Consider the following 25,907-nt stretch of genomic DNA (forward strand, 5'->3'; position numbering starts at 1 on the left):
GAATGACCCGGACTCACCGTCCGGCAACGCCGATACAGCCGACAAAGACACACTGCGGGCCGCTGCCCAGCGCGACACCCGCAGTCCGGGGCAGCGCAACCATGATGCGTTCACACGGTTGATGGAGATGGCGGTGGGGCAAGGCACACTCGGCCGTCATCGCGGGTTGCCGGCCCAGGTGATCGTGACGATGACGCTCGCTGAACTCGAGGCCGAAGCCGGGTTGGCGACCACGGCGTCGGGTGGGGTGGTCTCGGTCCAGGATGCGTTGAAGCTCGCGGGTGTGAGCCGCAAGTTTTTGGCGTTACTCGACGACAAGCATCGCCCACTGCATCTGGGGCGGGAAGAACGGTTGGCGACCGCCGATCAGCGACTGGCGTTGATCGCTGCCGAACGCGGTTGTTCACGGCCGGGCTGTGATGCACCGGCCACCGAATGCGCGGTGCACCACATACGGGAGTATTCCAAGGGCGGTCGCACCGACATCACGGTGCTGACATTGGTGTGCGATCCCGATCACGCGCAGATTCATGATGGTGAGACCGGGTGGATCACCGAGATCATCAACGCCGGCACCGGTCCACCGGGCTGGCATGGCCGGGTCGGGTGGCGTCAACGCGGGACGTTGGATCCGCTGCTGCCCAACAACGCTCATTTCCCGGAGAAATACTTCACCGATCCGGACATGTGGAACCCCGACAGCAGGGCCGATGCCGAGTGGTTCCAGGCACGTGCCCGAGAAGTGTTCGACAACAAGCACGAAACATCGCTCGCACCGGTCTATGCAGTCGACTTCGGCTGGAAGAAAGCCACCTACAACGCCGCCTGACTCCCCGGGTCGCTTGTCTACGGATGTGCCTCGTCTACGGATGTGGCAGTAGGCCGGCGGTGATGGCCGCAGTGAGCGCCGCCCGTTCCGCCGCAGTTGATGTGTCGCCGATCAACTGGTGGACTTGGCCGTCGACCGATGCGATCAGCAACCGCGCCCGCAACGGTGCATCCGAGGGTGGTGTGCCGGTTCGGATCAGGTGCGGGATGATCCGGTGGACAACAACTTCGGTGAATGCGGTGTACTCCGCAGTCAGCTCCTTGGTGCGCGGTGCGTGCTCACGCATCGCAGCATGTGCTCGGGGATGGTGCCCGTTGAGTTCCACAACGGTCTCGACGATCTCCGCGGCCATCGCCTCGCGGCTCGGACACCCGGCGTCGAAACGATCGAGCAGCTCGATCAGCGCAGCCTCCGATGTCCGGAGGTGTTGCAGGGCAAGCTGCGCCAGGATCGACTCCTTGTTCGGGAAGTACTGGTACAGCGAACCGATGGAGATCCCGGCCAGTTCGGCGATGCGGTTGGTGGTGCCGGTGATGCCCTCGTCGTCGAAAACGCGAGTAGCCGATTCCAGGATCGTGTCGACCATGAACCGGGACCGGTCTTGAACTGGCTTCTTCCGGGCCCTGCTCCCGCTGCTCATGAGGACCAAAAGCGAGTTGTCACGACTGCCCCCGTCGTCGAGGCTCGAGTGTATGAACGAGATCGAATATACCGAGGTCGAACGGTACGCGAGTTTCCTGCCCTCCGAACGTCGTCTGTCGATGCGCCCGCCGACGCCAACCTGGTGGGCGTGGCGCGATCATCGCGTTCATGTGGCCCGTGCGATCGCTCCCGAGGCATCGGTCCGGGCTCTGATCGTCCATGGAGCCGGAGGGCACGCGGGAGCACTCTGGCCGCTGGCCGGCGTTGCCGCCGCCGAGGATGTGGAGGTGATGGTGCCGGACCTGCCTCTGTACGGCAGAACCCTATGCCCAGACCGGTCGGCGGTTCGCTACCGCGATTGGGTGGACCTGCTGTGTGATCTGGTGATCGCGGAAAAGGCCGCGGACCCGCGCCCGCTGATCCTGTTCGGCGCCAGTATGGGTGGGCTCCTGGCCTATGAGACCGCCACCCGGACAGGGGTTGTCGATGCCGTGATGGCCACCTGTCTGCTCGATCCCGGTGACCGGTCGGCGCGTGAGAACGCCGCCCGCTGGTCGGTTCTGGGACGCTTCGCACCCCGGACCCTGCCGGCGCTGTCCCGCATCGCCGGAGATGTGCGGGTGCCCATTCGCTGGTTGACGCCGATGTCTGCGATGAGCAACAACTCCGGGTTGGCGAAGTTGTGTGCCACCGATCCGCTGGGTGGCGGAGGCCGGGTGCCACTGGGATTCCTGGCCGACTGGTTCACGTTCGAGCACACGCCGCCCGATCACTACCGCGGTCCGGCGTTGACGCTGGTACATCCCGGTGCCGACCGGTGGACCCCACCTGAGGTCAGCGAGAGATTCTCCGCACGCATCGCCGGACCGACCCGGGTGGTGAGGCTGGAGAACTGCGGGCACTACCCGGTGGAGGAACCCGGTCTGGCACAACTCGAGACGACTGCCCGGTCTGTCTTTGATGCACTGGTGGGGTAGACCAGATCTCCGCAGGTAGGCGGCCGACATGCGTCGATACAACCTGGCTATCGAACGTGGCGATATTTGACTTGGACAGGAATCAATAGCCGTCCTACGGTCGCTGTATGACCCGGGTCACGCCTTGACGAAGCCCCAGGTGTGACCCGGGTTGTCCACGTCCCCCGCAGCGACGGGCGCGAACGAACCCCACGAGGCAAGGAATCGACATGACAGCAACGGTTGACCGGATCGACGCGCTGACCGGCCAGATGATCATCGCGGGTCGATTCGTGACCGGCGCCGGCACGGTTGTGCGCGGTCTGGACCCGTCGACCGACACCGCGCTCGAGCCCGGGTACGCGCATGGCAGCGAAGACGACGTCGAGGCCGCCTGCGCCGCGGCCGCAGCAGCGTTCGACGCGTACCGCTCCACGTCGTCGGAGGTGCGGGCCGCATTCCTCGAATTGATCGCGGAGAACATCGAAGGACTCGGCGAAACGCTGATCAACCGGGCCTGCGCGGAATCGGGCCTGCCGCAGGGCCGGATCACCGGAGAGGTCGGCCGTACCGCCGGCCAGCTGCGCCTCTTTGCCGGAGTGCTCCGCGACGGCGGCTGGAACGGTGCGCGCATCGATCCGGCGCAACCCGACCGCACCCCACTGCCCCGCGCCGACATCCGGCAGCGCAAGGTGCCCCTCGGCCCCGTTGCGGTGTTCGGCGCCAGCAACTTTCCGCTCGCGTTCTCGGTGGCCGGCGGCGACACCGCCTCGGCTCTGGCGGCGGGCTGCCCGGTGGTGGTGAAGGCGCACGACGCCCACCCCGGAACCTCTGAACTGGTCGGACGTGCGATCACCGATGCGATCAGTCGCTCCGGGATGCCGGCCGGCACCTTCTCGCTGTTGTACGGATCCGGCCCCGGATTGGGAACCCGGCTTGTCACCGATCCCCGGATCAAGGCGGTCGGATTCACCGGATCACGCTCGGGCGGAACCGCTCTTGTTGCCGCGGCCGCGTCCCGGCCCGAGCCCATCCCGGTTTACGCCGAGATGAGCTCGATCAATCCCGTCTTCATCCTCGGCGAGGCATTGTCCACCCGTGGTGCTGAGCTGGGCAAGGCCTTTGTCGGTTCGCTGACCCTGGGATCGGGCCAGTTCTGCACCAATCCGGGTCTGGTCATCGCCGTCGACGGCCCTGGTCTCGACGCGTTCGTCGAGGCGGCCGGAGCCGCGGTCGCCGCGAGCAGCCCGACCCCGATGCTCACCCCCAACATCGCCAACTCGTACTCCGAAGGTGTCCAGGCGCTGGCGAATGCATCGACGGTCGAGGCCCGGGCCGCGGCCACCGATGCACCCAACACCTGCGGCGCCGCGGTGTTCAGCACCGACGCCGAGACGTTCCTCGCGTCGGATGTGTTGCAGCAAGAGGTATTCGGCTCGGCGAGTCTGATCGTGCGGTGCGCCGATGCGCAGCAGGTCCGCCACGTCGCCTCCGCACTCGAAGGTCAGCTGACCGCCACCGTCCACGCCGATGATGCCGATCTCGACGACGCGGGCCGACTGCTCGGTGTCCTCGAACTCAAGGTCGGCCGAATCCTGTTCGACGGCTGGCCAACCGGGGTCGAGGTCGGTCACGCGATGGTCCACGGCGGACCGTATCCGTCGACGTCCGACGCCCGCAGTACATCGGTCGGATCACTCGCCATCGAACGGTTCCTGCGTCCCGTGGCCTATCAGGATGTCCCGGCCGCACTCCTGCCCCCGGCCATCGCCGACGGCAACCCCGACAACCTCTGGCGCCGCATCGACGGCCGACTCATCCAAGACTGACACCCATTCCCACACAAGGAGACAATCCCATGCTCGACGGAGTCCTGTTCTTTCCCGTCACCCCGTTCACCGAGTCCGATGAGGTGGACTATGCGAACCTCGCCGAACACCTCGAAAAGGGTGTCGCGGCCGGACCGGGTGGCGTGTTCATCGCCTGTGGCACAGGGGAATTCCATGCCCTCGGCCTCGAGGAGTTCGGCCGGATCGTCGCGACCGCAGTCGACGTCGTCGCCGGTCGGGTTCCCGTTTTCGCGGGCGCCGGTGGCTCCCTGGTTCAGGCCAAGGAGTTCGCCGCGAGCGCCAAGGCCGCCGGCGCCGACGGCATCCTGCTCCTGCCGCCGTACCTCGTCACGATGCCGCCGGCCGGTCTTGTCGAGTACACCCGTGCGGTGGCGGCCACCACCGACCTCCCGCTCATCGTCTACAACCGCGGCACCGCGGTCTACGACGAGGCCAGCGCAGTGGCGGTGGCCCAACTGCCCACCGTCATCGGATTCAAAGACGGCACCGGTGATCTCGACAACGTGGCCCGCATCGTCATCGCGGTCAAGGACGCTCTCGCGCCGTCGGGGAAGGACTTCCTGTTCTTCAACGGGCTGCCGACCGCGGAGATCACCCAGCAGGCGTACCGCGCCATCGGCGTCACCCTGTACTCGTCGGCAACGTTCGCGTTCGCGCCCGAGATCGCTCTGGCGTTCTACAACGCGCTCGAGTCCGGCAACGATGAACTCGCGGAAGCCTTGTTGCGCAACTTCTTCCACCCACTGGTCCGTCTGCGCAACCTGGTTCCCGGTTACGCGGTCTCCCTGGTCAAGTTCGGCGTCACCATGGAAGGGATCAACGCCGGACCGGTGCGCGCGCCGCTCGTCGCGCTGACCCCCGAGCACGGGCAGGAACTGATCGCCATCACCGCGGCCGGGCGCGCGGTTCTGGCGGATGCCCTGCAACCGTCGGCGGCGATCTGATGTCAGCCGGCCCCATCCTGATCACCGGTGCGCGGATCACCCCGGTGGCCTTCGCCGATCCGCCGCTGCTCAACACCGTTGGTGTACACCAGCCCTACGCGCTGCGGGCGATCATCCAGCTCGACACCGACGCCGGGTGGGTCGGACTGGGCGAGACCTACGCCGACACCGCGCACCTGGCCCGCCTCGAGGCGGCGGCAGAAGCGATCGTCGGGATCGACGTGTTCGCGCTGGGCTCCCTGCGCGACGCCATCGACACCGTGCTCGGCACGTTGTCGATCACCGGCGGGGACGGTGTGGCCGGCATGATCACCACCGCCAGCACCACCGACCGGGTGCTGTCGCCGTTCGAGGTCGCCTGCCTCGACGTGCAGGGCAAAGCGCTCGGCCGGCCGGTGTCCGATCTGCTCGGTGGTGCGGTCCGCTCCGAGGTGCCGTTCAGCGCCTACCTCTTCTACAAATGGGCCGGTCATCCCGGCGCCGAACCGGATTCGTGGGGTGAGGCGCTCGATCCCGACGGCCTGGTCCGCCAGGCGCGGCGGATGATCGACGAATACGGATTCAAGGCGATCAAGCTCAAGGGCGGCGTGCTGCCGCCCGAACAGGAGATCGCCGCGATCAAGGCACTGCGGACGGCCTTCGGTGACCTGCCGTTGCGGCTCGACCCGAACGCGGCGTGGACCGTCGACACCTCGGTGAAGGTGGCGTCCGAACTCGCGGGCATCGTCGAATATCTCGAGGATCCGACACCCGGACTCGAGGGCATGGCCGAGGTCGCCGCCGAGGCGAAGATGCCGCTGGCCACCAACATGTGCGTGGTCGCGTTCGATCACCTCGAACCCGCGGTCCGCCAGAACTCGGTCGCGGTGGTCCTCTCCGACCACCATTACTGGGGCGGACTGCAGCGGTCCCGTTTGCTCGCCGGGATCTGCGACACGTTCGGCCTGGGGTTGTCGATGCACTCCAACTCGCATCTCGGGATCAGTCTGGCCGCGATGGTCCACCTGGCCGCGGCAACGCCGAACCTCACCTACGCGTGCGACACCCACTGGCCGTGGAAGACCGAGGACGTCATCGCACCCGGTGCACTCTCCATCGTCGACGGAGCAGTGCCCGTGCCGACCGCACCCGGACTCGGGGTCGAGATCGACGACGACGCCCTGGCCGCCCTCCATCAGCAGTACCTCGACTGCGGGATCCGCGACCGGGACGACACCGGCTACATGAAATCCATCGATCCGTCCTTCGAAAACACCTGCCCGCGCTGGTGAAATCGGGCAGGTCTGAGCCAGGCCGAGCACACGACACAGTACATTGATCCACCAGGGTGCAGTTGCGCCCGCTTCTCGATACCGGGAGTGGATCAATGTTCTCGCTGGCTCGACTCACCTGCTTCATCGCTGTCGCAGAGGAACTGCATTTCGGACGGGCGGCCGAGCGTCTGCACATGACACAGCCGCCGCTGAGCCGGCAGATCCAGCAACTCGAAAACGAACTCGGTGTCCAGCTCGTCGACCGGACGAGTCGCTCGGTGACGCTCACGGCGGCCGGCGCTGCGTTCCTGCCTGACGCCCGACGTATCGTCCGGCTGTCCGAGAGTGCGGTGCTGACCGTGCGGCGTGTCCCGGCCGGCGACCTCGGTACCGTCATCGTCGGATTCACCGGGGCGTCGGCGCATGCCGTGCTGCCCCGCCTGTTGTCCGCGGCACGGGAGATTCTTCCGGACGTGAAACTGGTTCTGCGTGAGATGGTTTCGTCCGCCCAGATCGAGTCGCTCTCGGGTGGGGAGCTCGACCTCGGGCTGGTCCGGCCCATCATGACCCGGCCCGGCATCTCCAGTCGGCCCATCCACCACGAACGGCTGATCGCAGCCCTGCCCGTCGACCACGAACTCGTCGATGCCGAGCATCTGACGATCGAGGACTTCGATGACCGGCCCGTCGTGATGTACTCACCGGTCGACGCCCGCTACTTCCACGAACTGTTGATCAGCACCTTCACGATCGTCGGCGCCACACCGAGATACGTCCAGTATGTGACGCAGGTGCACACGATGCTGGTGCTGGTGCGCTCCGGCCTGGGCATGGCGCTGGTACCGGAGTCGGCCGCCACGATGCATCCCGAAGGCGTGGTTTTCAAAGAGGTGAGGTCGGTGCGTGACCGTCCGGTCCAGATGAACGCGGCCTGGCGCCCGGACAATCCCAATCCGGCACTCGCCCGACTCATGGAAGACGTACTGCCCCAAAGGGAATGGCGCTAGCACGAATCCGAAAGTGGTGGGTCTTGGTGAGGCCGACCTGGGGAAATGCTCGCCAAGACCCACCACTTTCGGGTTGGAGACTAGACGGCGGCGCGGACCGGGGGCTTGACGGCTGTGACGGGGCACTGGGCGTCGAGCAGCACACGCTGCATCGCACTGCCGGTCAACAGCTTTCCGACCGGCGAACGGCGGCGGAGCCCGATCACGATCAGCTCGACATCGTCGCGATAGGACGCGTCGATGAGGTTGTCGGAGTGGGAGAGGCCGGGCTCATTGGGGTCGACCTTCACCACGACGTCGGCGGCGTCGGCCGCATGCCGGGCAGCGGCCAGATCGAGTTCGAACTCGGGAGCCGAGGCGCTGTTGTCCTCGGCGACGACAAGCAGATCGGTTCCGCGCATCCGTGCTTCGGCGAAACCGAAGGACAGTGCGCCGCGACCCTCGTTGGTCGGTACGTAACTGAGCACAACGCTCATGACCGCACCGCCTTCGGCTGCACCACGGCGGTGGTGAGCGTTCCGGTGGCGATGAACTCGTCGAGGTTCTGCAAGGTGAGCGCCTCCATCGCATCGCGGGTCGCGGTGGTGCCGCTGCCGACGTGGGGGAGCAGGACAACGTTGTCGAGGTCGAGCAATTCCGCGGGCACGTTCGGTTCGTCGGCGAAGACGTCGAGTCCGGCGCCGGCGAGGCCGCCCGAGCCGAGCAGTTCGACCAGTGCCGTCTCGTCGACGACGCTGCCGCGCGCGACATTGATCAGGAACCCTTCGGGCCCAAGTGCTTTCAGGACGGATCGGTCGACGAGTTGCTGGGTCCCCTTGCCGCCCGACGCCGCGATGACGAGGATGTCGACGGACGCCGCGAGGTCGGCCGGCGACGTCGCATAGCGGTACCTCGAGCCGGGGATCTCACGGCGATTGTGATAGGCGATGTCGCAACCGAAGCCGGCGAGCCGGTCGGCGATGGCGGTGCCGATCCGCCCGAGCCCGATGATGCCGACGCGGGATCCGCTGACTTTGCGGGTCAACGGGACATTGCCCTCGCGGGGCCAGCGGCCGGCCCGCACGAAGCGGTCGGCGGCAGAGAAGCCGCGCAACGTGTCGATGAGGAGCCCGATCGCGGTGTCGGCAACGCAGTCGGTGAGGACATCGGGTGTGTTGCTGACGCCGACACCCTTCTGTGTGGCGACCTCGACGTCGGTGGTGTCGTAGCCGACCCCGAAGTGGACGATGGCACCGAGATTGGGCAGGTCGGCCATCAGCGCGGCGTCGACGCCGGTGCGGCCCGAGGTGACCACCGCGTTGACGCTGTCCCCGTGCGTGGCCAGGAAGGCTGGGCGGGATTCGTCGACGGGGAGCAGCAGGGCGTCGTAGTCGGTGGACAGCGTGCGGGCGAGCGACGGCTTGAGTGGCCCCACCTGCAACACCTTGCCGTTCGTCGAGGAACGTGTGATCGGCTGCGGCGCAGCTGGTTCGGCTTCGGCAGTGGCAGCTTGTGCGTTGACCATCGCATCTCCTGACGGCAGGTGAGAACCGGCGTGGTCCTCTACTGGGCTCATCACACGGTAGGCCCGGCCAGGAATACCTGTCCAACTCGTAAATAACATGGACTGATACCGAAACGGCATGATTGTCCGGCGGCTGATCCGTGGCCGTTGTGGCCACCCGCGGAAACTGGCAGGTCAGACGGTATATTTGTGATGATTCACGTCACCGGTTTGGCAAAGCAGTGATGCCCATCACGGGTGAAAAGTGCGCTCTACAGGCGTTTTGGCCTGTTGACGCGCTTTCAGGGCCCTCCTACGTTGTGGCTACCGTCACAAACGGTCAGCGTCTGACGATCGACGCGATTCATCTTCACTACGGAGGAACCATGCACGCCGCAGCCCCGACGCCGCCGGCTTCCCGCCGCCAGAGCAGGTGTGCGGTGCTCGCCCTGAGCGCCCTCACCGTTGTCGCCACCGCGTTGGCCACCGGCTGCTCCGTCGCGAACACCACGCAGACCGACGCCGCCAACCCCGACACCTTGCGCATCGTGCTCCCACAGGAGCCGCCGACACTCGAACCGTGCGACGCGTCGTTGACCGCCACCGGCCCGGTTGTCCGGTCCAACATCACCGAACCTCTCATGGAGCGCAATCCCGACAGTGGAGATCTGGAGCCGAAGCTGGCCGACTCCTGGGAGCAGACTTCTCCGAACATGTGGACGTTCAACATCCACGAGGGCGTCAAGTTCAGTGACGGCACCATGTTCGACGCCGAGGACGCTGCGTTTTCCATCAATCGCACCATCAATTCGACAATCGGGTGCGAGGTCGACGGGTATGTGTTCGGTGACGACGATCTGATCGTCGAGGCGATCGACCCGGCCACCGTGACCGTAACCACCCCGACGTCAGATCCGATTCTGCCACTGCGGATCTCGTTCATCGAGATGGTCCCGACCAGCACCGACGCCACCGACAAGGTCCGCATCCCGATCGGAACCGGCCCCTACCTGGTTGACTACTGGGACCCGGGCCAAAAATTGGCGCTCGCGCTGAACCCCGAATATGCCGGTCCGACACCGGAATACACCCGGGCGGTCTACCAGTGGCGAACCGAGGGGAGTGTCCGGGCCGCCATGGTGGCCAACGACGAAGCGGAAATCGCCACCTACCTCGGCCCTGAGGACGGCGCCGGCGATCTGGGTGTCTCCTACCCGAACAACGAGACCACTGCGCTGCGGATGCAAGCCGACGAACCACCGCTCGACGACTACCGTGTCCGCGAGGCCATCGACCTTTCGATCAATCGCGGCGGCATCATCAAAGCCCTGTTCCGTGGCCTCGGGGATCCGGCGGCACAACTCGTCGGGCCGAGCATCGTCGGTTTCAATGACCAGATCTCGCCCACCCAGTTCGATCTCGATCGAGCCAAAGGACTTGTTGCCGAGGCCAAGGCCGACGGCGTTCCGGTGGACAAGCAGATCAAGCTGATCGGGCGGACCGGGATGTTCCCGAAGATCAACGAGACGATCGAGGTCATCCAGAACTCTCTCGACCAGGCCGGCCTGAACGTGAAGATCGAGATGATGGACACCTCGGGCCAGATGGCCTACCAGATTCGGCCCTTCCCCGACGAGGGCCCGATACTGCTGATGATCCAGCACGGCAACCAGGCCGGTGACGCCCAGTTCACCGCCGAGCAGTACCTGCTGAGCGATGGGTACCAGAGTACTTACGGCACAGCGGAATACGACGCCGAGATCGCGGCCGCGGAAGAACAGATCGGCGAAGCCCGTCAGGTCGCGTTCTCCGGTGTCCTGGCCGACGAGCCCCGGCTCATCCGGCAATACGCCTACATCGCCCACATGAACGCGGTGCTGGCCAAGGACGCATCGGTTGCCTACCAACCGAACTCGGCAACCGGTGACGAGATGCGCCTGGCCGAGATGACACACGCCGAATCGTCCGGCAATGACTGACACCCGTTTTGTCCAGCCCACCCACGCTCTTTCAGCTCTTTTGGGAGTACCCGTCATGATCCATCCGCCCCATCCGAGAAAGCGGTGAGAGATGTTCGCATTCCTGAGGCGCCGCATGTACACCAGCCTCATCCCGCTGCTGGTGGTGCTCTTCGGAGTCTTCCTGCTCGCCCGACTCACCGGTGACCCGACCAACCTCTACCTGCCCGTGTCGGCAACACCTGACCAGCGCGCCGAGTTCGCCGCCGAGAATGGGCTGGACAAGCCGGTCTGGGGCCAGATGGGCGACTACCTCTCCGGGGTGGCGCACCTGGACTTCGGTGAGTCGCTGCGGACCGGCGAGTCCGCTGCCTCCATGGCGCTCCGGGCGTTCCCGGCGACCTTGCAGCTCGCGTTCTTCACGATGTTGCTGGCCATCGTTGGTTCCGTGATCCTCGGCTGCTGGGCGGCACTGCGGCCCAACTCCCTCGCCGACCGCTTCTCGTCCCTGGTGTCGATGACCGCAGCCAGCGTCCCCGACTTCTGGTTCGCCATCACCGGCATCTGGATCTTCGCCGTGGTGTTCGGCTGGTTGCCCACATCGGGTACCGGAAGCAGCCTGTCGTGGATCCTGCCGATCGCAACGTTGCTGATCCGCCCACTGGGGGTCTTGACCCAGGTGGTCCGCGGCGCGATGGTGCAGGCCCTCTCGGCGCCGTATGTACGACTCGCACGCAGCAAGGGCGCCGGTGACTTCCGGGTCGTCACACATCACGCCCTGCGAAACGCCGCCGCCCCGGCCCTGACCGTCGCCGGCGACCTGGCTGTCGCGCTGGTCAACGGTGCGGTGGTTGTCGAGGTCATCTTCGGCTGGCCGGGTATCGGCAAGCTGATGATCGATTCGATCCTGCAACGTGACTTCGCTGTCCTGCAGGCCGCGGTCCTGCTCACCGCCGTCAGCATCTTCATCCTCAACGTCGTCATCGACGTCGGATACGCGCTGCTCGATGCGCGGGTCCGCGAAAAGGTCAAGGTCTAGGAGAACACCATGTCGATTGCCACCGGACCACTCAGTTCCACCGACGTCACCGACCCGACCGGTTCGCAGGTCGCGCCCACCGACCTGACGGGCGATTCCGTTGCCAAGGGCAAAGCGCCTTCGGGGAAGATGCCGCTCTGGCGTCTGCTCCTGCGGGACCCGATGGCCACCGTCGCGGCCGCGATCCTCGTGTTCGTATTACTCGTCGCCGCGTTCGGGCCCTGGCTGGTCGGCGGCGCGGCCACCGATCAGAACCTGGACGAGTCGAACCTGGCACCGTTCAATCTCGACACCGGGTGGATGAACGTCCTCGGGACCGACCCGCTCGGCCGCAGCATGCTGGCCAGACTGATCGTCGCCTGCCGCACCACGATGATGGTGGCCCTACCCGCCGTCCTGATCTCCTGTGTGATCGGTTCGGTCGTCGGGATGTGGGCCGGGTATCACCGCGGCTGGCGTGAGACCACTGCGATGCGGATCGCCGATGTGATGATGAGCTTCCCGTCACTGCTGCTCGCCGTCGTGGTGCTCTACGTCTTCTCGCCGAGTGCCGCCAACATCGTGCTCGTGCTGGCCTTCACCCGCATCCCGATCTACCTGCGTACCGCCCGCGCCGAATCCGCCGAGTTGCAGAGCCGGATCTTCGTCGATGCGGCAAGGACATTCGGCGCCAGCAGCGGATCGATCATCCGCCGGCACGTCCTGCCGATCCTGCTGCCGACGTTGCTGACGGTCGCCACGCTCGACTTCTGCTTCGTGATGCTCGCCGAATCGTCATTGAGCTTCCTGGGCATCGGCATCCAGCCGCCCGACATCAGCTGGGGCCTGATGGTCTCGCAAGGCCGCACGTACCTGCAGACCGCGTGGTGGCTGTCGTTTTTCCCCGGTCTGGCCATCGTGGTGACCACGGTGTCGGCAACCGTCCTGGCCGCGTGGGCCCGGATCGCCACCGATCCCGGGCAGCGCTGGCGTCTGACCGTGCCGCGCAAACGCCGCCGGATGTTCTCCTCACGAAAGGCAGTCGCATGAGTGCTCCAGCCCTCGCCGATTCCGATTCCGACACCGCAGGCGATCGCATCGCCCTCGACGTCACCGACCTCACCGTCGACCTGCGCACACCCACCGGTGTGGTGCGCGCAGTGGATCACGTGTCGTTTGCCGCCCGCCGCGGCGAAACCCTGGCGCTGCTGGGCGAATCCGGATGTGGCAAGTCGATGACCGCCCAGGCGCTGGTGGGCCTGCTCGATCCGATCGCCGACATCACCGACGGTTCGGTTGTCCTCGGCGACACGGACCTGATCACCGCGAGCAAGCGCAAGCGCCGTCAGATCGCAGGCACCGAGCTCGCCATCGTGTTCCAGGACGCCCTCACCGCACTCAATCCCGTGTACACCGTGGGAACCCAACTGGCCGAACCGTTCCGTATCCATCGCAAGATGTCGTCGAGAGATGCCAGGCGCGAAGCCATTCGGCTGATGGAGCACGTGGGCATCCCCGAACCGGAGTCGCGCGTCGACTCCTATCCGCACCAGTTCTCCGGTGGTATGCGCCAGCGCCTGCTGATCGCGATGGCGGTCGCTTTGAGCCCGAAAGTGCTGCTCGCCGACGAGCCGACCACCGCGCTCGACGTCACCGTCCAAGCCCAGATCATGTCGTTGCTGAACGATCTGCGGACCGAGTTCGACATGGCCGTCATCCTCATCACCCACGACCTGGCGCTCGTGGCCGAACAGGCCGACCGGGTGGCGATCATGTACGCGGGCAACGTCGTCGAGACGGGCCGTGTTGCGGATGTCTTCGCAAACCCCAAGCATCCCTACACCAAGGGGCTGCTCGAATCCGTGCCGGTCAATGTCAAACGGGGCGAGGACCTCAAGTCCATCGGCGGCACCCCGCCCGACCTGCATTCGGTTCCGTCCGGCTGCGTCTACCAAGCGCGATGCCCACTTGCCCAGGACATCTGCGTCAGCACCCGGCCCGCATTGCTCTCGGTCGACACAGACCGCGCGGCCGCGTGCCACTTCACCGAGGAGGTCGGCAATGCCTGAACTCACCAAGTCTGATTCCACCAAGTCTGATTCCACCAAGTCTGATTCCACCGGGTCTGATTCCACCGGGTCTGAATCGACCAAGTCCGAATCCACGAGTCCCGCAGTCCTGGAGGTCCGGAACCTCACGAAGACGTTCAAGGTCCCGGCGGGGAAGGACGGAAAGACACAGCTGCGAGCCCTCGATGGAATCGATCTCGATCTCGCGCGCGGGGAGACGCTGGGGCTGGTCGGTGAATCCGGTTGTGGCAAGTCCACTCTCGCGCGAACCCTGATGATGCTCGAGCGTCCCGACGACGGCACGATCAGCTGGGACGGCACCGACCCCTACGCCCTCAAGAGCAAGGATATGCTCGCACTGCGCCGACGGGTGCAGATGGTGTTCCAGGATCCCTACGCCTCCCTCAACGCGCGGATGAGTGCCGGCGAGATCATCTCCGAGCCCTGGCGCACCCACAAGGGGCTGTACAAGTCGAAGCGTGATCGCGCCGCCCGCGTCCGCGAACTGCTGCAGCTGGTGGGACTGCGTCCGAGCGACGAGCACCGGTCCCCGCAAGAGTTCTCCGGCGGTCAGCGTCAGCGACTCGGTATCGCCCGCGCGCTGGCCCTGCGCCCGTCGGTGCTGATCTGCGACGAGCCCGTGTCGGCGCTGGACCTGTCGGTGCAGGCGCAGGTGCTCAACCTGCTCAACGAGCTGCAGCAGGAGCTGGGCATCTCGTACATCTTCATCTCCCATGACCTGTCGGTCGTGCGGCATGTCGCCGACCGGGTCGCCGTGATGTATCTGGGCCGGATCGTCGAAACAGGCCCGACGGAACGGGTTTTCGACACCCCGATGCATCCGTACACCGAGGCGCTCATGTCGGCGGCGCCGACACTCGATCCCAGCACGCGCCGGACCCGCATCATCCTCGAAGGCGAAGTGCCGTCGCCGCTGAACCCGCCGTCTGGTTGCCGGTTCCGGACCCGGTGCGTGCACGCGACCGACGAGTGCGCGCAGTCGTCGCCTCCCGTCGCCGTCGGGGTACCGCCGGGCACATCGATCCGCGCCGCGCTCGGCGAATCGGCGCAGTCGTCGACCCATGTCGCGGAGTGCTTCCATCCGCGCACCGCGGTCTCCCTCGGCATGCCCGCCGCCCACGTCTGACGAATGTCCCGACGTCTGAAAGTTGCTGCCGGGTGAGCGCCGGCGCGTTTGCGCTGGTTGCCGTCGCGGTCTTCGCCGCGGCCTGCATGCAGGCCTCGATCGGCTTCGGCATGGGCATGCTCGCCGCCCCGGTCGTCGCGCTGGTGGATCCGACGCTGATCCCGGGAACGCTCATCATGTCGGCGGTGGTGGTCACGCTCCTCGTCGTGGTGCGTGAACGCCAGAGTCTCGATCTGGGTGGGACCGGGTGGGCGCTGGTCGGCCGGGTGCCGGGGACCCTCGCGGGCGCGGCGCTGCTGTTGCTGCTGCCCGAACGTGGCCTCTCGCTGCTCCTTGCCGGGGTGGTGCTGGCCGGTGTTGTGATGGCGACGATGGGATGGTCGCCGCCGCCATTGCGCCGCAATCTGGCGACCGCGGGCGCTGCGTCCGGCCTTCTCGGCACCGCCACCTCGATCGGCGGACCGCCGATGGCGCTGGTCCTGCAGAGCTCAACCGGCGCCCGCCTTCGCGGGAACATGAGTGCGTTCTTCCTGGTGGGATCGCTGATGTCGATCGCGGTCCTCGCGGCGGCCGGTGCCATCGAGCGGGAGAACACGGAGATGTTCGTGGTCCTGATCCCGGTGACCGTGCTCGGCTACGTGGCGTCCCGCTTCGTCAATCGCCTCCTCGATCCGGCTCGACTGCGGTGGCTCTCGATCGGTATCTCGTCGGTGGGTGCGGTGCTGCTGATCGGACAGCAGATCCTCTGATACCCATAGCGCATCGTTCTATCCATCAAGAGTGTTGGACGCGCATCAATTACCACACCTATTCTCGACTGTGAGCGTGGTCACGCAAGCGAAAGGCTCGAACCAATGACGTCAGACACCAGCCGCGGAGCCCCGGTGGTCACCGACATGCGGGTGATCCCGATCGCCGGCCGGGACAGCATGTTGCTGAACCTGTCGGGGGCCCATGCGCCGTTCTTCACCCGAAACCTGTTGGTGCTCACAGACTCCGACGGGAACACCGGGGTCGGTGAAGTGCCGGGCGGAGAACCCATCCGGCAGACCCTGTCCGATGCCCGCGACCTTGTCGTCGGACGCGGTATCGGTGACCACAACGCTGTACTGGCCGCGATCCGTGGCGCGTTCGCCGACCGCGACGCCGGCGGCCGCGGAAGCCAGACCTTTGATCTGCGCGTGACCATCCACGCGGTGACGGCCGTGGAATCGGCGTTCCTGGACCTTCTCGGCCGGCACCTGGATGTGCCGGTGGCGGCGCTGCTCGGCGACGGACAGCAGCGCGACCGCGTGCAGGCACTGGGTTATCTGTTCTTCGTCGGAGATCGAAACAAGACAGCGCTCGACTACACCGACGGCGCCGGTGAGACCGACGACTGGCTGCGACTGCGGCATCAGGAAGCGCTGACCCCCGACTCGATCGTTGCACTCGCGTCGGCCGCGCAGGCCCGCTACGGTTTCGCCGACTTCAAACTCAAGGGCGGCGTACTGGCGCCCCGCGAGGAGGCGGCCGCGGTCACCGCACTCGCCGAGCAGTTCCCCGACGCCCGGATCACCCTGGATCCCAACGGTGGATGGCTGCTGTCCGAGGCGATCGAGACCTGCCGCGGGCTGCGCGACGTGCTCGCCTACGCCGAAGACCCGGTCGGCCCCGAAGGCGGCTTCTCCGGCCGCGAGGTGATGACCGAGTTCAAACGGGCGACCGGACTCCCGACCGCCACCAACATGATTGCCACGGACTGGCGCGAACTGGGCCACACCATCCGGTCCGGTGCGGTCGACATCCCACTCGCGGATCCACATTTCTGGACGATGGCGGGGTCGGTCCGTGTCGCCCAGCTCTGCGATGCCTGGGGGCTGACGTGGGGTTCGCACTCCAACAATCACTTCGACGTCTCCCTGGCGATGTTCACCCATGTCGCGGCCGCCGCACCCGGCGCCATCACCGCGATCGACACCCACTGGATCTGGCAGGACGGACAGCGAATCACCAAGGAGCCCTACGACATCGTCGACGGCTACCTCACGCTGCCCGCGGCCCCGGGCCTCGGTGTCGACCTCGACATGGACGAGGTGGAGGCCGCCCACGAGTTGTACCTCCGCGAAGGGCTCGGATCTCGTGACGACTCGGTGGGCATGCAGTATCTGGTACCTAACTGGACCTTTGACAGCAAACGCCCCGCCCTGGTGCGGGCGTGACCGACGAGGTGCCCGCCATGCGCATCGTCGTCGGTGACCGAAATCTGTTGCCCCACCGCGATCTGTTCGAGAGCCTGCTCCCGCCGGACGTCGAGGTGATCTGGCATGCGCGCTTCGACGAGGCCGTGATCATCGATGACCTCCCCACGGCCGACGTCTACGTCGGCGGCAGGTTCACCGCGGCGATGGCCTCGGCGGCGCAGCGCCTGCAGTTGGTGCACGTCGCGGGCGCCGGCACCGACAACGTGGCGTTCGCATCCCTGGATCCACGGACCAAGGTGGCCAACACCTTTCATCACGAGGACTCGATCGCGGAGTACGTCCTGTCCACCGCGATCATGCTGCGGCGCGGATTCCTCACCCAGGATCGGGCACTGCGCCGTGGGGTGTGGGCATCGTCGGTCTACGACGATTTACTGGCCCAGCCGCTCTCGATGAACAACGCGCACATCGGTTTTGTCGGGTTCGGGCACATCGGATCCAAGAGTTGGAACCTGCTGCGGACTCTGGGATGCACCGGATCGGCGGTGACCGGACGCGGCAGCGTCGACGCCGCTGCGGCAGGTCTGTCGTGGGCCGGGGACGGTTCCGACCTTCACCGGCTGATGGCCGAGTCGGACGTCGTCGTGATGTCGGCGCCGCTGACCGACCATACCCGCGGCATGATCGGTCCGGATGAGCTCGCCGCGCTCGGACCCGATGGGGTCCTGATCAATGTCGGGCGCGGGCGGCTGGTCCAGCAGCAGGCGCTCTATGAAGCCCTGAGCCGCAACACCATTCGCGCCGCGGCCATCGACGTCTGGTATGCCTATCCGGGGCCCGACGGACACGGCGAACCCGGCGAGCTCCCGTTCGCGGACCTGCCGAATCTGCTGATGACACCGCACTCGTCGGGCGTCACCCGGGACACTTTTGTCGGCCGTGTCCGTGACATCGCCGACAACATCCGCAGGCTCGAGCGGGGTCAGGGTCTCGCGCGCACTGTTCGCTGATCAGATCCACCTCGTTCAGTCATAACCACCTGTTGCAACAGCTGGTTATGACTGAACGAGGTGGATCTGTGGTGGTGTTCGGCTCGCGGGACCCCGCGTAGCGGGGCTACTCCTGCGAGTTGTTGTTGTCGTTGCCGCGCCGCAACAGGTCACGAACGCTGATCTGACCATCGCCACGTTCCCGGGCCCGCCGACGTCCGCTGGACGACGAATCCTCGGGTTCAGGTGTTTCCGGCTGCGGTTGCTGCGGCGCCGGTGGTTGCGTTCTGGGCTGCTGCCGAGGCGGCTGCGGCGGCTGCTGCCGAGACTGCTCCGGGTTCAGCGAGGCGATCAACGGTTGTCCGCCTTCGGAACCCAGCTCGGGCCGGCGGCGCAACGGACTGCTCTGCTCACCGTCGTCCGGACCGGTTGTGGTGGGGCCGCGACCCGAAGGATCTTGACGACCGGCCGGGACCGGGCGAGGTCCGGTGCTCCGAGGCTCTGTGCTCCGAGGCTCTGTGCTCCGAGGCTCCGTGCTCCGGGTTTCTGTGCTCCGGGACGCAGGGGGCCGGTTGTGCGGTGCGATCGAGCCCTGCCCGGACTGGATCGGCTGAGGTCGCGGCGGACGGCCCGGCTGACGTGTGGGTTCGGATCCGCCGGCCGGTGGAACCGGGGCGCCGGTCCCGTTTGCGACCGGGGTATCGGTGCCGCCCAGGCGAATTCCGCCGGCGCCCAGACTCCACCCACCGGTGTCGGGCCGGTTCCGGCGAGCGTTCTCACGACTGGGCATCCGGGGTGCCACCGGATCGGATTCCGGCGCCGGACGACTCGGTGACCGTCGGATCGGACCGCTGACCGGAGGAACCGGCGGACGGTCGGGCCGTCGCACGGGACCGGAATCGGCCGTCGGCGCCGGCATCCGCCCCGTCGGTACCGACGCCGGAACAGAGCCGTTCCGGGGTGCGGTGGAACCGGGAGCCTTCTGAAGTCGGGGATTGGACGGCTGGGCCGGATCTGCCTGCCTGCCACCATGCCCGGTGTGGGGCGCCGGTGGGCGCGGGGGCTGTGGTGGCCGGTTGATGGGACCGGAGGGCCGGGTGGGGCCGGCTGCGGCGCCCACCGCGACCGGGCGACGGCCGTCTGCGGGCGCCGTGCGGAAGGCGGAGGTCGGAGCCTCGGCGACAACGGTTCCCGCGCTGCGGTCACCGCGTGAGGCCTGCGCCGAACGACCGGCGCCGATCTCGTCGTCGAGGATCGTCTCGCCGAGTCCGATCTTCTCCTGCAACTTCTTCATCCACTTCGGAGCCCACCAGCAGTCGTCGCCCAGCAATTTCATCAGCGCCGGGACGAGCAACATGCGAATGATGGTGGCGTCCAAGATCAACGCCGCGATCATGCCGAACGCGATGTACTTCATCATCACGATCTCCGACAGACCGAAGGCTCCCGTGACCACCACCAGGATCGCGGCGGCAGCGGTGATGATGCGGCCGGTGTGTGCGGTACCGCGTCTGATCGCCTCGGTGGTACTGGCACCTTTCTGTCTCTCCTCGACCATGCGGGAGAGCAGGAACACCTCGTAGTCGGTGGACAAGCCATAGATGATGGCGATGATCAGCACCAGGACAGCCGACATCAGCGGCCCCGGCGTGAAGTTGGCGATGGACGAGCCGTGCCCGTCGATGAAGATCCACGTCAGGATGCCGAGCGTGGCACCGAGACCGAGCGCCGAGACCAAAGCGGCCTTGATCGGCAGGACCACGGAACCGAACGCCAGGAACATCAGCAGGCTCGTCACAAGGATCAGCAACACCACCATGAGCGGCAGATCAGACAGCAACGCGTTGATCGAATCCTGCGTCAGGGCAGGCGTTCCGGCGACGTACACCTGCAGCCCCTGGGTGTCGATCGCCCGGAGTTCGTCGACGGCCTCACCCGCGGTGTCCATGTCGATCAGACCGGCCGACATCTCCACCAGGTTGCCCTCGGCCGGAGCACCGTCGAGCGTGAACTCCTTGGTGAAGCCGGGAATCTGATTGGCCTGATCCGCGATCTGCTGGAGCTTGGCCGCGTCGTCGTTGCTCTCGGGGTCGTAGAGGATGACGAGTTTGATCTCTTCGGTGCGCTCGGTGGGGAAGTACTCGTCGAAGTGCTGCTGCGCGACGCGGTTGTCGTTGTCCGGCGGCAGGTACTTCTCCGTGATGCCACCGAACTGGATGTTGGCGAACGGGATGATGAGTGCGAGCAGCAGCAGGACCACCGGGATGGCGATCTGGAGCGGATGCCGCATGACCCACGCCGCGAGCTTGCCCCAGAAGCCGTCCTCGACCTCTTTCTTGGTCTTCGTCCGGCGCAGGAACGAGAAGCCCCACATGTCGATGCGGGGACCGAGGATCGACAGGATCGCCGGCAGCACCGTGATGGACAGGATCGCCGCGAGGGTGACGGACGCGATCGCGCCGTAGGCGACGGACTTCAAGAAGCCCTGCGGGAACAGCAGCAGACAGGCCAGCGCCGCCACGATGATCGTTGCCGAGAACACCACGGTCTGCCCGGAGGTCATCACCGTCCGGCGGATCGCGTTGCGGGTGTCGTAGCCTTCCGCGAGTTCCTCCCGGAATCGGCTGACGATGAACAATCCGTAGTCGATGGCGATGCCGAGCCCGATCAGCGTCACCACCGATTGGGCAAAGATGTTGAGTTCGGTCACCTGGGCCAGGATCTTCATCACGCCCAGCGACCCGGCGATCGTCAGACCACCGATCAGCACGGGCAGACAGGCGGCGATCACACCGCCGAAGATGAAGAACAGCATGATCGCCACCAGCGGCAGCGCGATGATCTCGGCCCGGTGGATGTCCTCGTCCATACCGGCGGCCATCGCGCCCGCGACCGGTTGCAGACCGGCCAGTTCGAACGTCGTGCCGGGCAGGTCGTACTTGACCGCGAGATCGTCGAAGAACGGTGCGACCGTCTTGTAATTCTCCAAGATCGTGGTGTCGTCGTCGCCGCGGATGCCGATGCTGATGAAGGCGTGTTCGAGGGAATCGTCGAACAATCGGTCCTGGATCTGTTGCTGAGCTCCCTTTTGGAACTCGTTGGTCGCTGCGGCGAACGGGTCGACGATGCCGGGATCGTTGCGGTCGACGATGGTCGGGTATTGCGCCACCAGGTCCTGGACGATCTGCTCGACCTTGGCGCCGAAGGCCGGGTCGTCGACCTTGGTACCGGCCGGTGGCGTCACCAGCAGGATCACGTCCGACTTGTGGTCGCGGCCGAGGACCTCGTCGCGCAACTGCGAGCCCGCGACGGACTCCGAACCGGGATCAAACCAGCCGGACTGGCTCAGATGCTTGTTGAGGTCGAGTCCGTAGAGACCGAAACCCGCCATCAACGCGACCATCACAGCGATGACCGCAAAACGCATCCGGTACACGAAGTTGCCTATGGCACCAAACACCGCAGCGTCCTTTCTGTACTCAGGCAGTCATTGTTGTGGCGCCGACGGTCATCGGCGCAGGGTTGGTCACATCGTGAACCGGGCTTGCACACCACTGCTTGACAATGCTTTCAGTTCTGGCGGCCGGACAGCAGAGCTGTGAGCGGCCGGAACGGCGCCAACCAGGCGCCTTCTTCGGGAAGCGAATCCAGGTTGATCCGCGGCAACGGCTCGCGGAACACCCCCGGGATGTCTTCTAGGTCTACAAACTCCAAACTCTCCGACGTCAGTGCCCACGCGGCGTGCTCCCGGAAACCGAGCACCTGGACAGGCACACCGCCTGCGGCAACATCGAGCAGCAGCTCCCGGAAGGCCTGTCCGTCCGCCGACGCGACGATCAGACCGGCCAGCCCCACAGTGTGCCTGCGAAGCTCGATGTGGTCGAGCATGTCCGAGTCCACGTCGCTGTCTTCATCGACCTTGGGCTTGGCAAAAACAGCAAAGCCAACATTACGCAACGCCTCGACCCACGGGCGTACCACTTCGGCGGTACCAGGGGCGATGTTGGTGAACACGGTCGCCTCGGGGATCGGAGAGAGCCCGGCCTTCGGTCGGTCGTCGCCCTCGGCGGCGATGCGGGGTGCGGACGCGGAGATGTCTGCGGTCCGGGCCAGCAACCACCGGCCCAGCGCGTCGAAGCGGGGGCGATGAGCTGCGGTGGGACGGCCACCGAGGATCGATCCGAGTCCCATGTCGAGGTTCGGCGCATCCCAGATCAGCAGGACACGCTGCTCCTGGCTGGCTCCTGAGATGGTGTGGGCGACCGAATTGTCGGCTCCGCGGGCGGCGTCATCGCCATACGACGCAGGGCTCATCGGGGCACCCGTGTGAGAACGAACTCAGTGACCGGCCGGCCTTCGACCGCGGCCCGTCCCTCGAACTTGGTGACCGGACGCTCCGTCGAGAACGGCACGGACTTGTCGGTGGGGACGAGCAGTGTCTGTGCGGCGAGGACCTCGGCGATCGATTCCGCGTACTCGGCGTGGTCGGTGGCGATGTGCAGAGCGCCCCCATCCATCAGGACCCCGGCGATCAACTCGATCGTGCTCGGCTGGAGGAGTCGTCGTTTGTGGTGTCTGGCCTTGGGCCAGGGATCGGGGAAGAACACCCGGACGCCGGTCAGGGACGCCGGGGTGAGCATGTTCTTCAGGACGATGACGGCGTCGCCGCGGACGACACGGATGTTCTCGAGATCGCCGCGGCCGATCGCACCGAGCAGCTGGGCGATGCCCGGGCGGTAGACCTCCACGGCGATGACGTCGTGGTCGGGTTCGACGGCGGCCATCGCCGCGGTCGAGGTGCCGGTCCCGCTGCCGATCTCCAGGATCAGCGGCGCGGTACGTCCGAACCAGGCGGCCGGATCGATGACCTCTGAGTCGCTGACGTCGCGGCCCATGAGGGGCCACAACCGCTCCCAATTTGCCTGCTGGGCCGCGGTCAGGGCGCCTCGCCGGGACCGGAAACTGGTCACCCGGGGATACAGCCGGGCGCGTTCTCGTCGCTGGGCGTCGTCATCGAGGGCCGATTCGACCACCGCAGGGGCGTCGGATTCGGTATCGACGCCCTCATCGGTGTCCGGGTTCGGGTTCGAGCGTGGGCTGGTCACCCGGCCATAGTCCCGCATTCGGCACGGATGTGACAGCAGGGGTTTGCCAATCACCTGCCGATTGTTACCCGCAAGTGATCGGAACCATGGCGGCGCGGGCTGCGTCTGACCTGTTGGCGGTGGGTTTTAGTCGGGGAGGGTGAATTGGATCAAATCGATCTGCGAGTCGGGGATCCGGCCTATGCCGATCTGACGGTTCGGCTGGAGTCGTTGTGCGCGCGGCTCCCGGGGGCCGGCGAGCTGAACCGGGCGGTGGGCCAACTGCGCGGTCCGCTGCGGGTGGCGGTGACGGGACGGTTCGGCACCGGCCGCGACACCGTGGCGGCGGCTCTGCGCCGCAGATTCGATGTCAGCCCCATCGGCCCCGGAGACGACGCCGAGGACGCCGACGCCTGGCTGCACGTGCTGGCGGGCTGGCCCCGGGAAGACGATGTGGTGGCGCTGGCGGCTCTGGACCCCCGACGCAGCCTGGTGTTGCTGGGTAAGTCGGACAGCCTGGGGTCGTGGCCCGCGGCACGGGTCCGGGCGGGTGAGTGCGCCGGAGAACTGGGCAGGCCGGTCATCCCGCTGATGGCAATCCTGGCGATCGCCGATCTCGGCGACGAAGAGATCGAGATGCTCGCGGCGATGGCCGCGGCCGGTGAACAGGTCCCGCCGATGCAGGCCACGTTCATCGACGCGGGCGGTCCGGGGCAGCGCCTGGGGCGGATGGCATTGCTGCGGCGCCTCGATGCATATGGCATCGCCGTCACGATCGCGGTGCTCGGCAGCGGTCGGTGCGAGGCTGCCGAACTCGCCGAGCTGCTCATGCAGCGCAGCGGGCTCGATGCGCTGGCCGACCCGCTGCGCGGATTCGCGGCCGCGGCTCCCGTGGTGCGCTTGCGACGGGTCGCGGCTGAGCTCGAAATCATTGCGGCACAGGGTGTTCTGCGCGACGGGATCGAAGACCTGCTGTCGGGTTCGATGCTTGCCGCCGCGGCCGAGGAGGCGTTTGTATGGATGTGATGCAGATGAGGTCGGTCATCGCCGAGGTCGCCGGGCTGACCGGAACCGGCCTGGCCGGAATCGACGCGAGCGAAGTGGTGGTCGGCGGTACCGGCAAGGTCGGCGTCACATCGGTGACCCGAGTGCTTGTCGACCGCGGCGTCCGGGCGCGGGAGTGGTCGGAGTCGGGACGACGGGCTGCCGTGGCGTTGTTGATCGTCGACCCGTCGTCAGGGGTGTCGGACGTCGAGGTCGCCGCGGTCCGCAGGCTTCGTGATCGTGCGTCGTTGGTGGCCGTGGTGTGCAACAAGATCGATGCGTACTGGGATTGGCCGACGCTGTTGAAGGTCAATCGGGGCATCGTCGATCCCGATGGCCGGATGCCGATCTTTGCCGTGTCGGCGGCCGCGGCGCTGGCGGGATATCGCACGGAATCGGGATTCGACGAGCTGATCGAGTGGTTGCAGGACCAGGTGGACGGCCCGGCGCGGCCCGAACGACTCGAATCGCTCGAAGCCGAACGTCACCTCGACACCTTGATCTCCGGGCTCGCGGCCGAACGCGGCGATCCGGCCGCGGACCTGCTGACGGAACGCGCAGACGCGGTCGCATCCCGTGATCGCGGCCGATCCGACCGGCTGGCTGCGGTGCGAGGTGGTGCGAACCAGATCCGCGCCGCCGGGGTCACCGAACTGGAGGTGGCAGCGCGCGACCTGTCGACGGATGCCGCCGCGAGGGCATCGGCGCTGTGCCGATCGGACACGCAAGACTTCGAGCAGTGGCTCGCCGCACGTCTGACGGACCTGCGGGATCGGGCCCAAGAGCGCTTCGACGACGCCCGCGGCGCGCTGGCGGCCCGGGCATTGCTCGGACTCGAAGCAGTCGGCCCGGCGCCCGCCCACACACCGTTGCCCATCTCGATGCCGCCGGTGCCACCTCGGCGCCGAGGTGTGGAGGAGGCCTTGCTGGTGGCCTTCGGTGCGTCGGCCGGGCTCGGGCTGGGACGACTGCTGGTAATGCCGCTGTCGGCCGTCGACACACTGCAATGGGTCGCGATGCCGCTGACCCTGCTGCTCGGTGCCGCCATCGCGGCCGGATTGGTGCGGCTGCGACGGCTGTCCGCGCTACGGACGTCGATGGCCGGCTGGGCGGGTGAGGCGATCGTCACCATGCGAGGGCGGATCGAACAGGACGTGTCGCGGCAGGTGCTCGCCGCCGAATCCGTGATCGGTGGACGACTGGCCCGGTTCTACGAGCACCGGGCGCAAATCGTCTCCGACCGCGTCACCGAGCTCGATGCGCAGATCCGGGCACTTCGGCGGGTCGCACCGCAAGAACGCGAGCGCGACCTACGCCGACTCGCCGCGGCCCTGGAGGCCAGGGATCGTCTCGACGAGGTGCTGGTCGCCATCGGTCACTGATCGCTTCGGCGCGGAACCGCCTGCCGCATCGATGCGTCCAAGACACCGGACCTGCGACCACGATGACTG

At 66.6% G+C, this 25,907-nt stretch carries 22 protein-coding genes; 16 read left to right on the plus strand and 6 right to left on the minus strand.

The window, feature by feature from the left end:
• Positions 1–829 (plus strand): HNH endonuclease signature motif containing protein (locus VIQ49_RS15340; protein ID WP_331886084.1); only part of this gene is annotated, 829 nt, incomplete at its 5' end.
• Positions 830–863: 34 nt separating this feature from the next.
• Here the strand turns inward: VIQ49_RS15340 and VIQ49_RS15345 are convergent.
• On the minus strand, positions 864–1,415 hold the full coding sequence (locus VIQ49_RS15345) for a TetR/AcrR family transcriptional regulator (RefSeq protein WP_331886086.1): 552 nt from the start codon (positions 1,413–1,415) through the stop codon (positions 864–866).
• A gap of 106 nt (positions 1,416–1,521) precedes the next feature.
• Between VIQ49_RS15345 and VIQ49_RS15350 the strand changes: the two genes are divergently transcribed.
• From VIQ49_RS15350 to VIQ49_RS15370, 5 genes are all read left to right on the plus strand, one after another.
• Entirely contained in the window at positions 1,522–2,448 is a 927-nt protein-coding gene (locus VIQ49_RS15350; RefSeq protein WP_331886088.1) for an alpha/beta hydrolase, read from the plus strand.
• Between the two features lie 209 nt (positions 2,449–2,657).
• A complete protein-coding gene (locus VIQ49_RS15355; RefSeq protein WP_331886090.1) occupies positions 2,658–4,256 on the plus strand; it encodes an aldehyde dehydrogenase (NADP(+)) in 1,599 nt (532 codons plus the stop codon).
• A 29-nt stretch (positions 4,257–4,285) separates the two neighbouring features.
• On the plus strand, positions 4,286–5,221 hold the full coding sequence (locus VIQ49_RS15360; protein ID WP_331886092.1) for a 5-dehydro-4-deoxyglucarate dehydratase: 936 nt from the start codon (positions 4,286–4,288) through the stop codon (positions 5,219–5,221).
• Positions 5,221–6,492, plus strand: coding sequence for a glucarate dehydratase family protein (locus tag VIQ49_RS15365; protein WP_331886094.1), 1,272 nt, complete (start codon positions 5,221–5,223; stop codon positions 6,490–6,492). Before VIQ49_RS15360 ends, VIQ49_RS15365 begins: the two co-directional genes overlap by 1 nt.
• A gap of 95 nt (positions 6,493–6,587) precedes the next feature.
• The gene (locus VIQ49_RS15370) at positions 6,588–7,481 is read left to right on the plus strand and encodes a LysR substrate-binding domain-containing protein (protein WP_331886096.1); all 894 of its coding nucleotides are present in this window, start codon (positions 6,588–6,590) and stop codon (positions 7,479–7,481) included.
• Between the two features lie 80 nt (positions 7,482–7,561).
• On the opposite strand, the gene VIQ49_RS15375 is transcribed toward VIQ49_RS15370, so the two are convergent.
• Positions 7,562–7,957, minus strand: a complete 396-nt coding sequence (locus VIQ49_RS15375) for a universal stress protein (protein WP_331886098.1) — start codon at positions 7,955–7,957, stop codon at positions 7,562–7,564.
• Positions 7,954–8,985 (minus strand): 2-hydroxyacid dehydrogenase, encoded by a 1,032-nt coding sequence (locus tag VIQ49_RS15380; protein ID WP_331886148.1) that lies wholly within the window; start codon positions 8,983–8,985, stop codon positions 7,954–7,956. The genes VIQ49_RS15375 and VIQ49_RS15380 overlap by 4 nt, the downstream gene beginning before the upstream one ends.
• A 365-nt stretch (positions 8,986–9,350) precedes the next feature.
• Between VIQ49_RS15380 and VIQ49_RS15385 the strand changes: the two genes are divergently transcribed.
• The 8 genes from VIQ49_RS15385 to VIQ49_RS15420 all read left to right on the plus strand — a co-directional run bounded on the left by VIQ49_RS15385 (position 9,351) and on the right by VIQ49_RS15420 (position 18,349).
• Complete coding sequence (locus VIQ49_RS15385) at positions 9,351–10,943, plus strand: ABC transporter substrate-binding protein (RefSeq protein ID WP_331886100.1); 1,593 nt, start codon at positions 9,351–9,353, stop codon at positions 10,941–10,943.
• A gap of 91 nt (positions 10,944–11,034) precedes the next feature.
• Positions 11,035–11,961, plus strand: coding sequence for an ABC transporter permease (locus VIQ49_RS15390; RefSeq protein ID WP_110259048.1), 927 nt, complete (start codon positions 11,035–11,037; stop codon positions 11,959–11,961).
• A 9-nt stretch (positions 11,962–11,970) separates the two neighbouring features.
• Complete coding sequence (locus VIQ49_RS15395) at positions 11,971–12,990, plus strand: ABC transporter permease (protein ID WP_331886104.1); 1,020 nt, start codon at positions 11,971–11,973, stop codon at positions 12,988–12,990.
• Positions 12,987–14,009: an ABC transporter ATP-binding protein gene (locus VIQ49_RS15400; protein WP_331886106.1), complete on the plus strand. Its 1,023-nt coding sequence runs from the start codon at positions 12,987–12,989 to the stop codon at positions 14,007–14,009. The genes VIQ49_RS15395 and VIQ49_RS15400 overlap by 4 nt, the downstream gene beginning before the upstream one ends.
• On the plus strand, positions 14,002–15,156 hold the full coding sequence (locus tag VIQ49_RS15405; RefSeq protein WP_331886108.1) for a dipeptide ABC transporter ATP-binding protein: 1,155 nt from the start codon (positions 14,002–14,004) through the stop codon (positions 15,154–15,156). Before VIQ49_RS15400 ends, VIQ49_RS15405 begins: the two co-directional genes overlap by 8 nt.
• 32 nt (positions 15,157–15,188) lie before the next feature.
• Positions 15,189–15,905 carry a sulfite exporter TauE/SafE family protein gene (locus VIQ49_RS15410; RefSeq protein ID WP_331886110.1) on the plus strand — a complete coding sequence of 239 codons (717 nt, stop codon included), beginning with the start codon at positions 15,189–15,191 and terminating at the stop codon, positions 15,903–15,905.
• A gap of 105 nt (positions 15,906–16,010) precedes the next feature.
• Positions 16,011–17,357 (plus strand): enolase C-terminal domain-like protein, encoded by a 1,347-nt coding sequence (locus tag VIQ49_RS15415; RefSeq protein ID WP_331886112.1) that lies wholly within the window; start codon positions 16,011–16,013, stop codon positions 17,355–17,357.
• Positions 17,358–17,374: 17 nt separating this feature from the next.
• Positions 17,375–18,349, plus strand: a complete 975-nt coding sequence (locus VIQ49_RS15420; RefSeq protein WP_331886150.1) for a 2-hydroxyacid dehydrogenase — start codon at positions 17,375–17,377, stop codon at positions 18,347–18,349.
• A 106-nt stretch (positions 18,350–18,455) separates the two neighbouring features.
• Here the strand turns inward: VIQ49_RS15420 and VIQ49_RS15425 are convergent, their stop codons facing one another.
• The 3 genes from VIQ49_RS15425 to trmB form a co-directional block, all read right to left on the minus strand.
• Complete coding sequence (locus tag VIQ49_RS15425) at positions 18,456–21,788, minus strand: MMPL family transporter (RefSeq protein WP_331886114.1); 3,333 nt, start codon at positions 21,786–21,788, stop codon at positions 18,456–18,458.
• A 110-nt stretch (positions 21,789–21,898) separates the two neighbouring features.
• Positions 21,899–22,642, minus strand: coding sequence for an NYN domain-containing protein (locus VIQ49_RS15430; RefSeq protein ID WP_331886116.1), 744 nt, complete (start codon positions 22,640–22,642; stop codon positions 21,899–21,901).
• Positions 22,639–23,451 (minus strand): tRNA (guanosine(46)-N7)-methyltransferase TrmB, encoded by an 813-nt coding sequence (gene trmB / locus VIQ49_RS15435; protein ID WP_331886152.1) that lies wholly within the window; start codon positions 23,449–23,451, stop codon positions 22,639–22,641. The genes VIQ49_RS15430 and trmB overlap by 4 nt, the downstream gene beginning before the upstream one ends.
• A gap of 126 nt (positions 23,452–23,577) precedes the next feature.
• Here trmB and VIQ49_RS15440 point away from each other — a divergent pair, with 126 nt between their 5' ends.
• Both VIQ49_RS15440 and VIQ49_RS15445 read left to right on the plus strand, forming a co-directional pair.
• A complete protein-coding gene (locus tag VIQ49_RS15440; RefSeq protein WP_331886118.1) occupies positions 23,578–24,438 on the plus strand; it encodes a hypothetical protein in 861 nt (286 codons plus the stop codon).
• Positions 24,429–25,838 (plus strand): hypothetical protein, encoded by a 1,410-nt coding sequence (locus VIQ49_RS15445; protein WP_331886120.1) that lies wholly within the window; start codon positions 24,429–24,431, stop codon positions 25,836–25,838. Before VIQ49_RS15440 ends, VIQ49_RS15445 begins: the two co-directional genes overlap by 10 nt.
• Positions 25,839–25,907: the final 69 nt, after the last annotated feature.

It is taken from the genome of Williamsia sp., assembly GCF_036566845.1.
Classification (GTDB): Bacteria; Actinomycetota; Actinomycetes; order Mycobacteriales; family Mycobacteriaceae; genus Williamsia.

Coding starts and splice junctions, on each gene's coding strand:
- VIQ49_RS15345 (WP_331886086.1), bottom strand. CDS start 1,415: ATGGTCGACACGATCCTGGAATCGGCTACTCGCGTTTTCGACGACGAG.
- VIQ49_RS15350 (WP_331886088.1), top strand. CDS start 1,522: ATGAACGAGATCGAATATACCGAGGTCGAACGGTACGCGAGTTTCCTG.
- VIQ49_RS15355 (WP_331886090.1), top strand. CDS start 2,658: ATGACAGCAACGGTTGACCGGATCGACGCGCTGACCGGCCAGATGATC.
- VIQ49_RS15360 (WP_331886092.1), top strand. CDS start 4,286: ATGCTCGACGGAGTCCTGTTCTTTCCCGTCACCCCGTTCACCGAGTCC.
- VIQ49_RS15365 (WP_331886094.1), top strand. CDS start 5,221: ATGTCAGCCGGCCCCATCCTGATCACCGGTGCGCGGATCACCCCGGTG.
- VIQ49_RS15370 (WP_331886096.1), top strand. CDS start 6,588: ATGTTCTCGCTGGCTCGACTCACCTGCTTCATCGCTGTCGCAGAGGAA.
- VIQ49_RS15375 (WP_331886098.1), bottom strand. CDS start 7,957: ATGAGCGTTGTGCTCAGTTACGTACCGACCAACGAGGGTCGCGGCGCA.
- VIQ49_RS15380 (WP_331886148.1), bottom strand. CDS start 8,985: ATGGTCAACGCACAAGCTGCCACTGCCGAAGCCGAACCAGCTGCGCCG.
- VIQ49_RS15385 (WP_331886100.1), top strand. CDS start 9,351: ATGCACGCCGCAGCCCCGACGCCGCCGGCTTCCCGCCGCCAGAGCAGG.
- VIQ49_RS15390 (WP_110259048.1), top strand. CDS start 11,035: ATGTTCGCATTCCTGAGGCGCCGCATGTACACCAGCCTCATCCCGCTG.
- VIQ49_RS15395 (WP_331886104.1), top strand. CDS start 11,971: ATGTCGATTGCCACCGGACCACTCAGTTCCACCGACGTCACCGACCCG.
- VIQ49_RS15400 (WP_331886106.1), top strand. CDS start 12,987: ATGAGTGCTCCAGCCCTCGCCGATTCCGATTCCGACACCGCAGGCGAT.
- VIQ49_RS15405 (WP_331886108.1), top strand. CDS start 14,002: ATGCCTGAACTCACCAAGTCTGATTCCACCAAGTCTGATTCCACCAAG.
- VIQ49_RS15415 (WP_331886112.1), top strand. CDS start 16,011: ATGACGTCAGACACCAGCCGCGGAGCCCCGGTGGTCACCGACATGCGG.
- VIQ49_RS15420 (WP_331886150.1), top strand. CDS start 17,375: ATGCGCATCGTCGTCGGTGACCGAAATCTGTTGCCCCACCGCGATCTG.
- VIQ49_RS15430 (WP_331886116.1), bottom strand. CDS start 22,642: ATGAGCCCTGCGTCGTATGGCGATGACGCCGCCCGCGGAGCCGACAAT.
- trmB (WP_331886152.1), bottom strand. CDS start 23,451: ATGCGGGACTATGGCCGGGTGACCAGCCCACGCTCGAACCCGAACCCG.
- VIQ49_RS15445 (WP_331886120.1), top strand. CDS start 24,429: ATGGATGTGATGCAGATGAGGTCGGTCATCGCCGAGGTCGCCGGGCTG.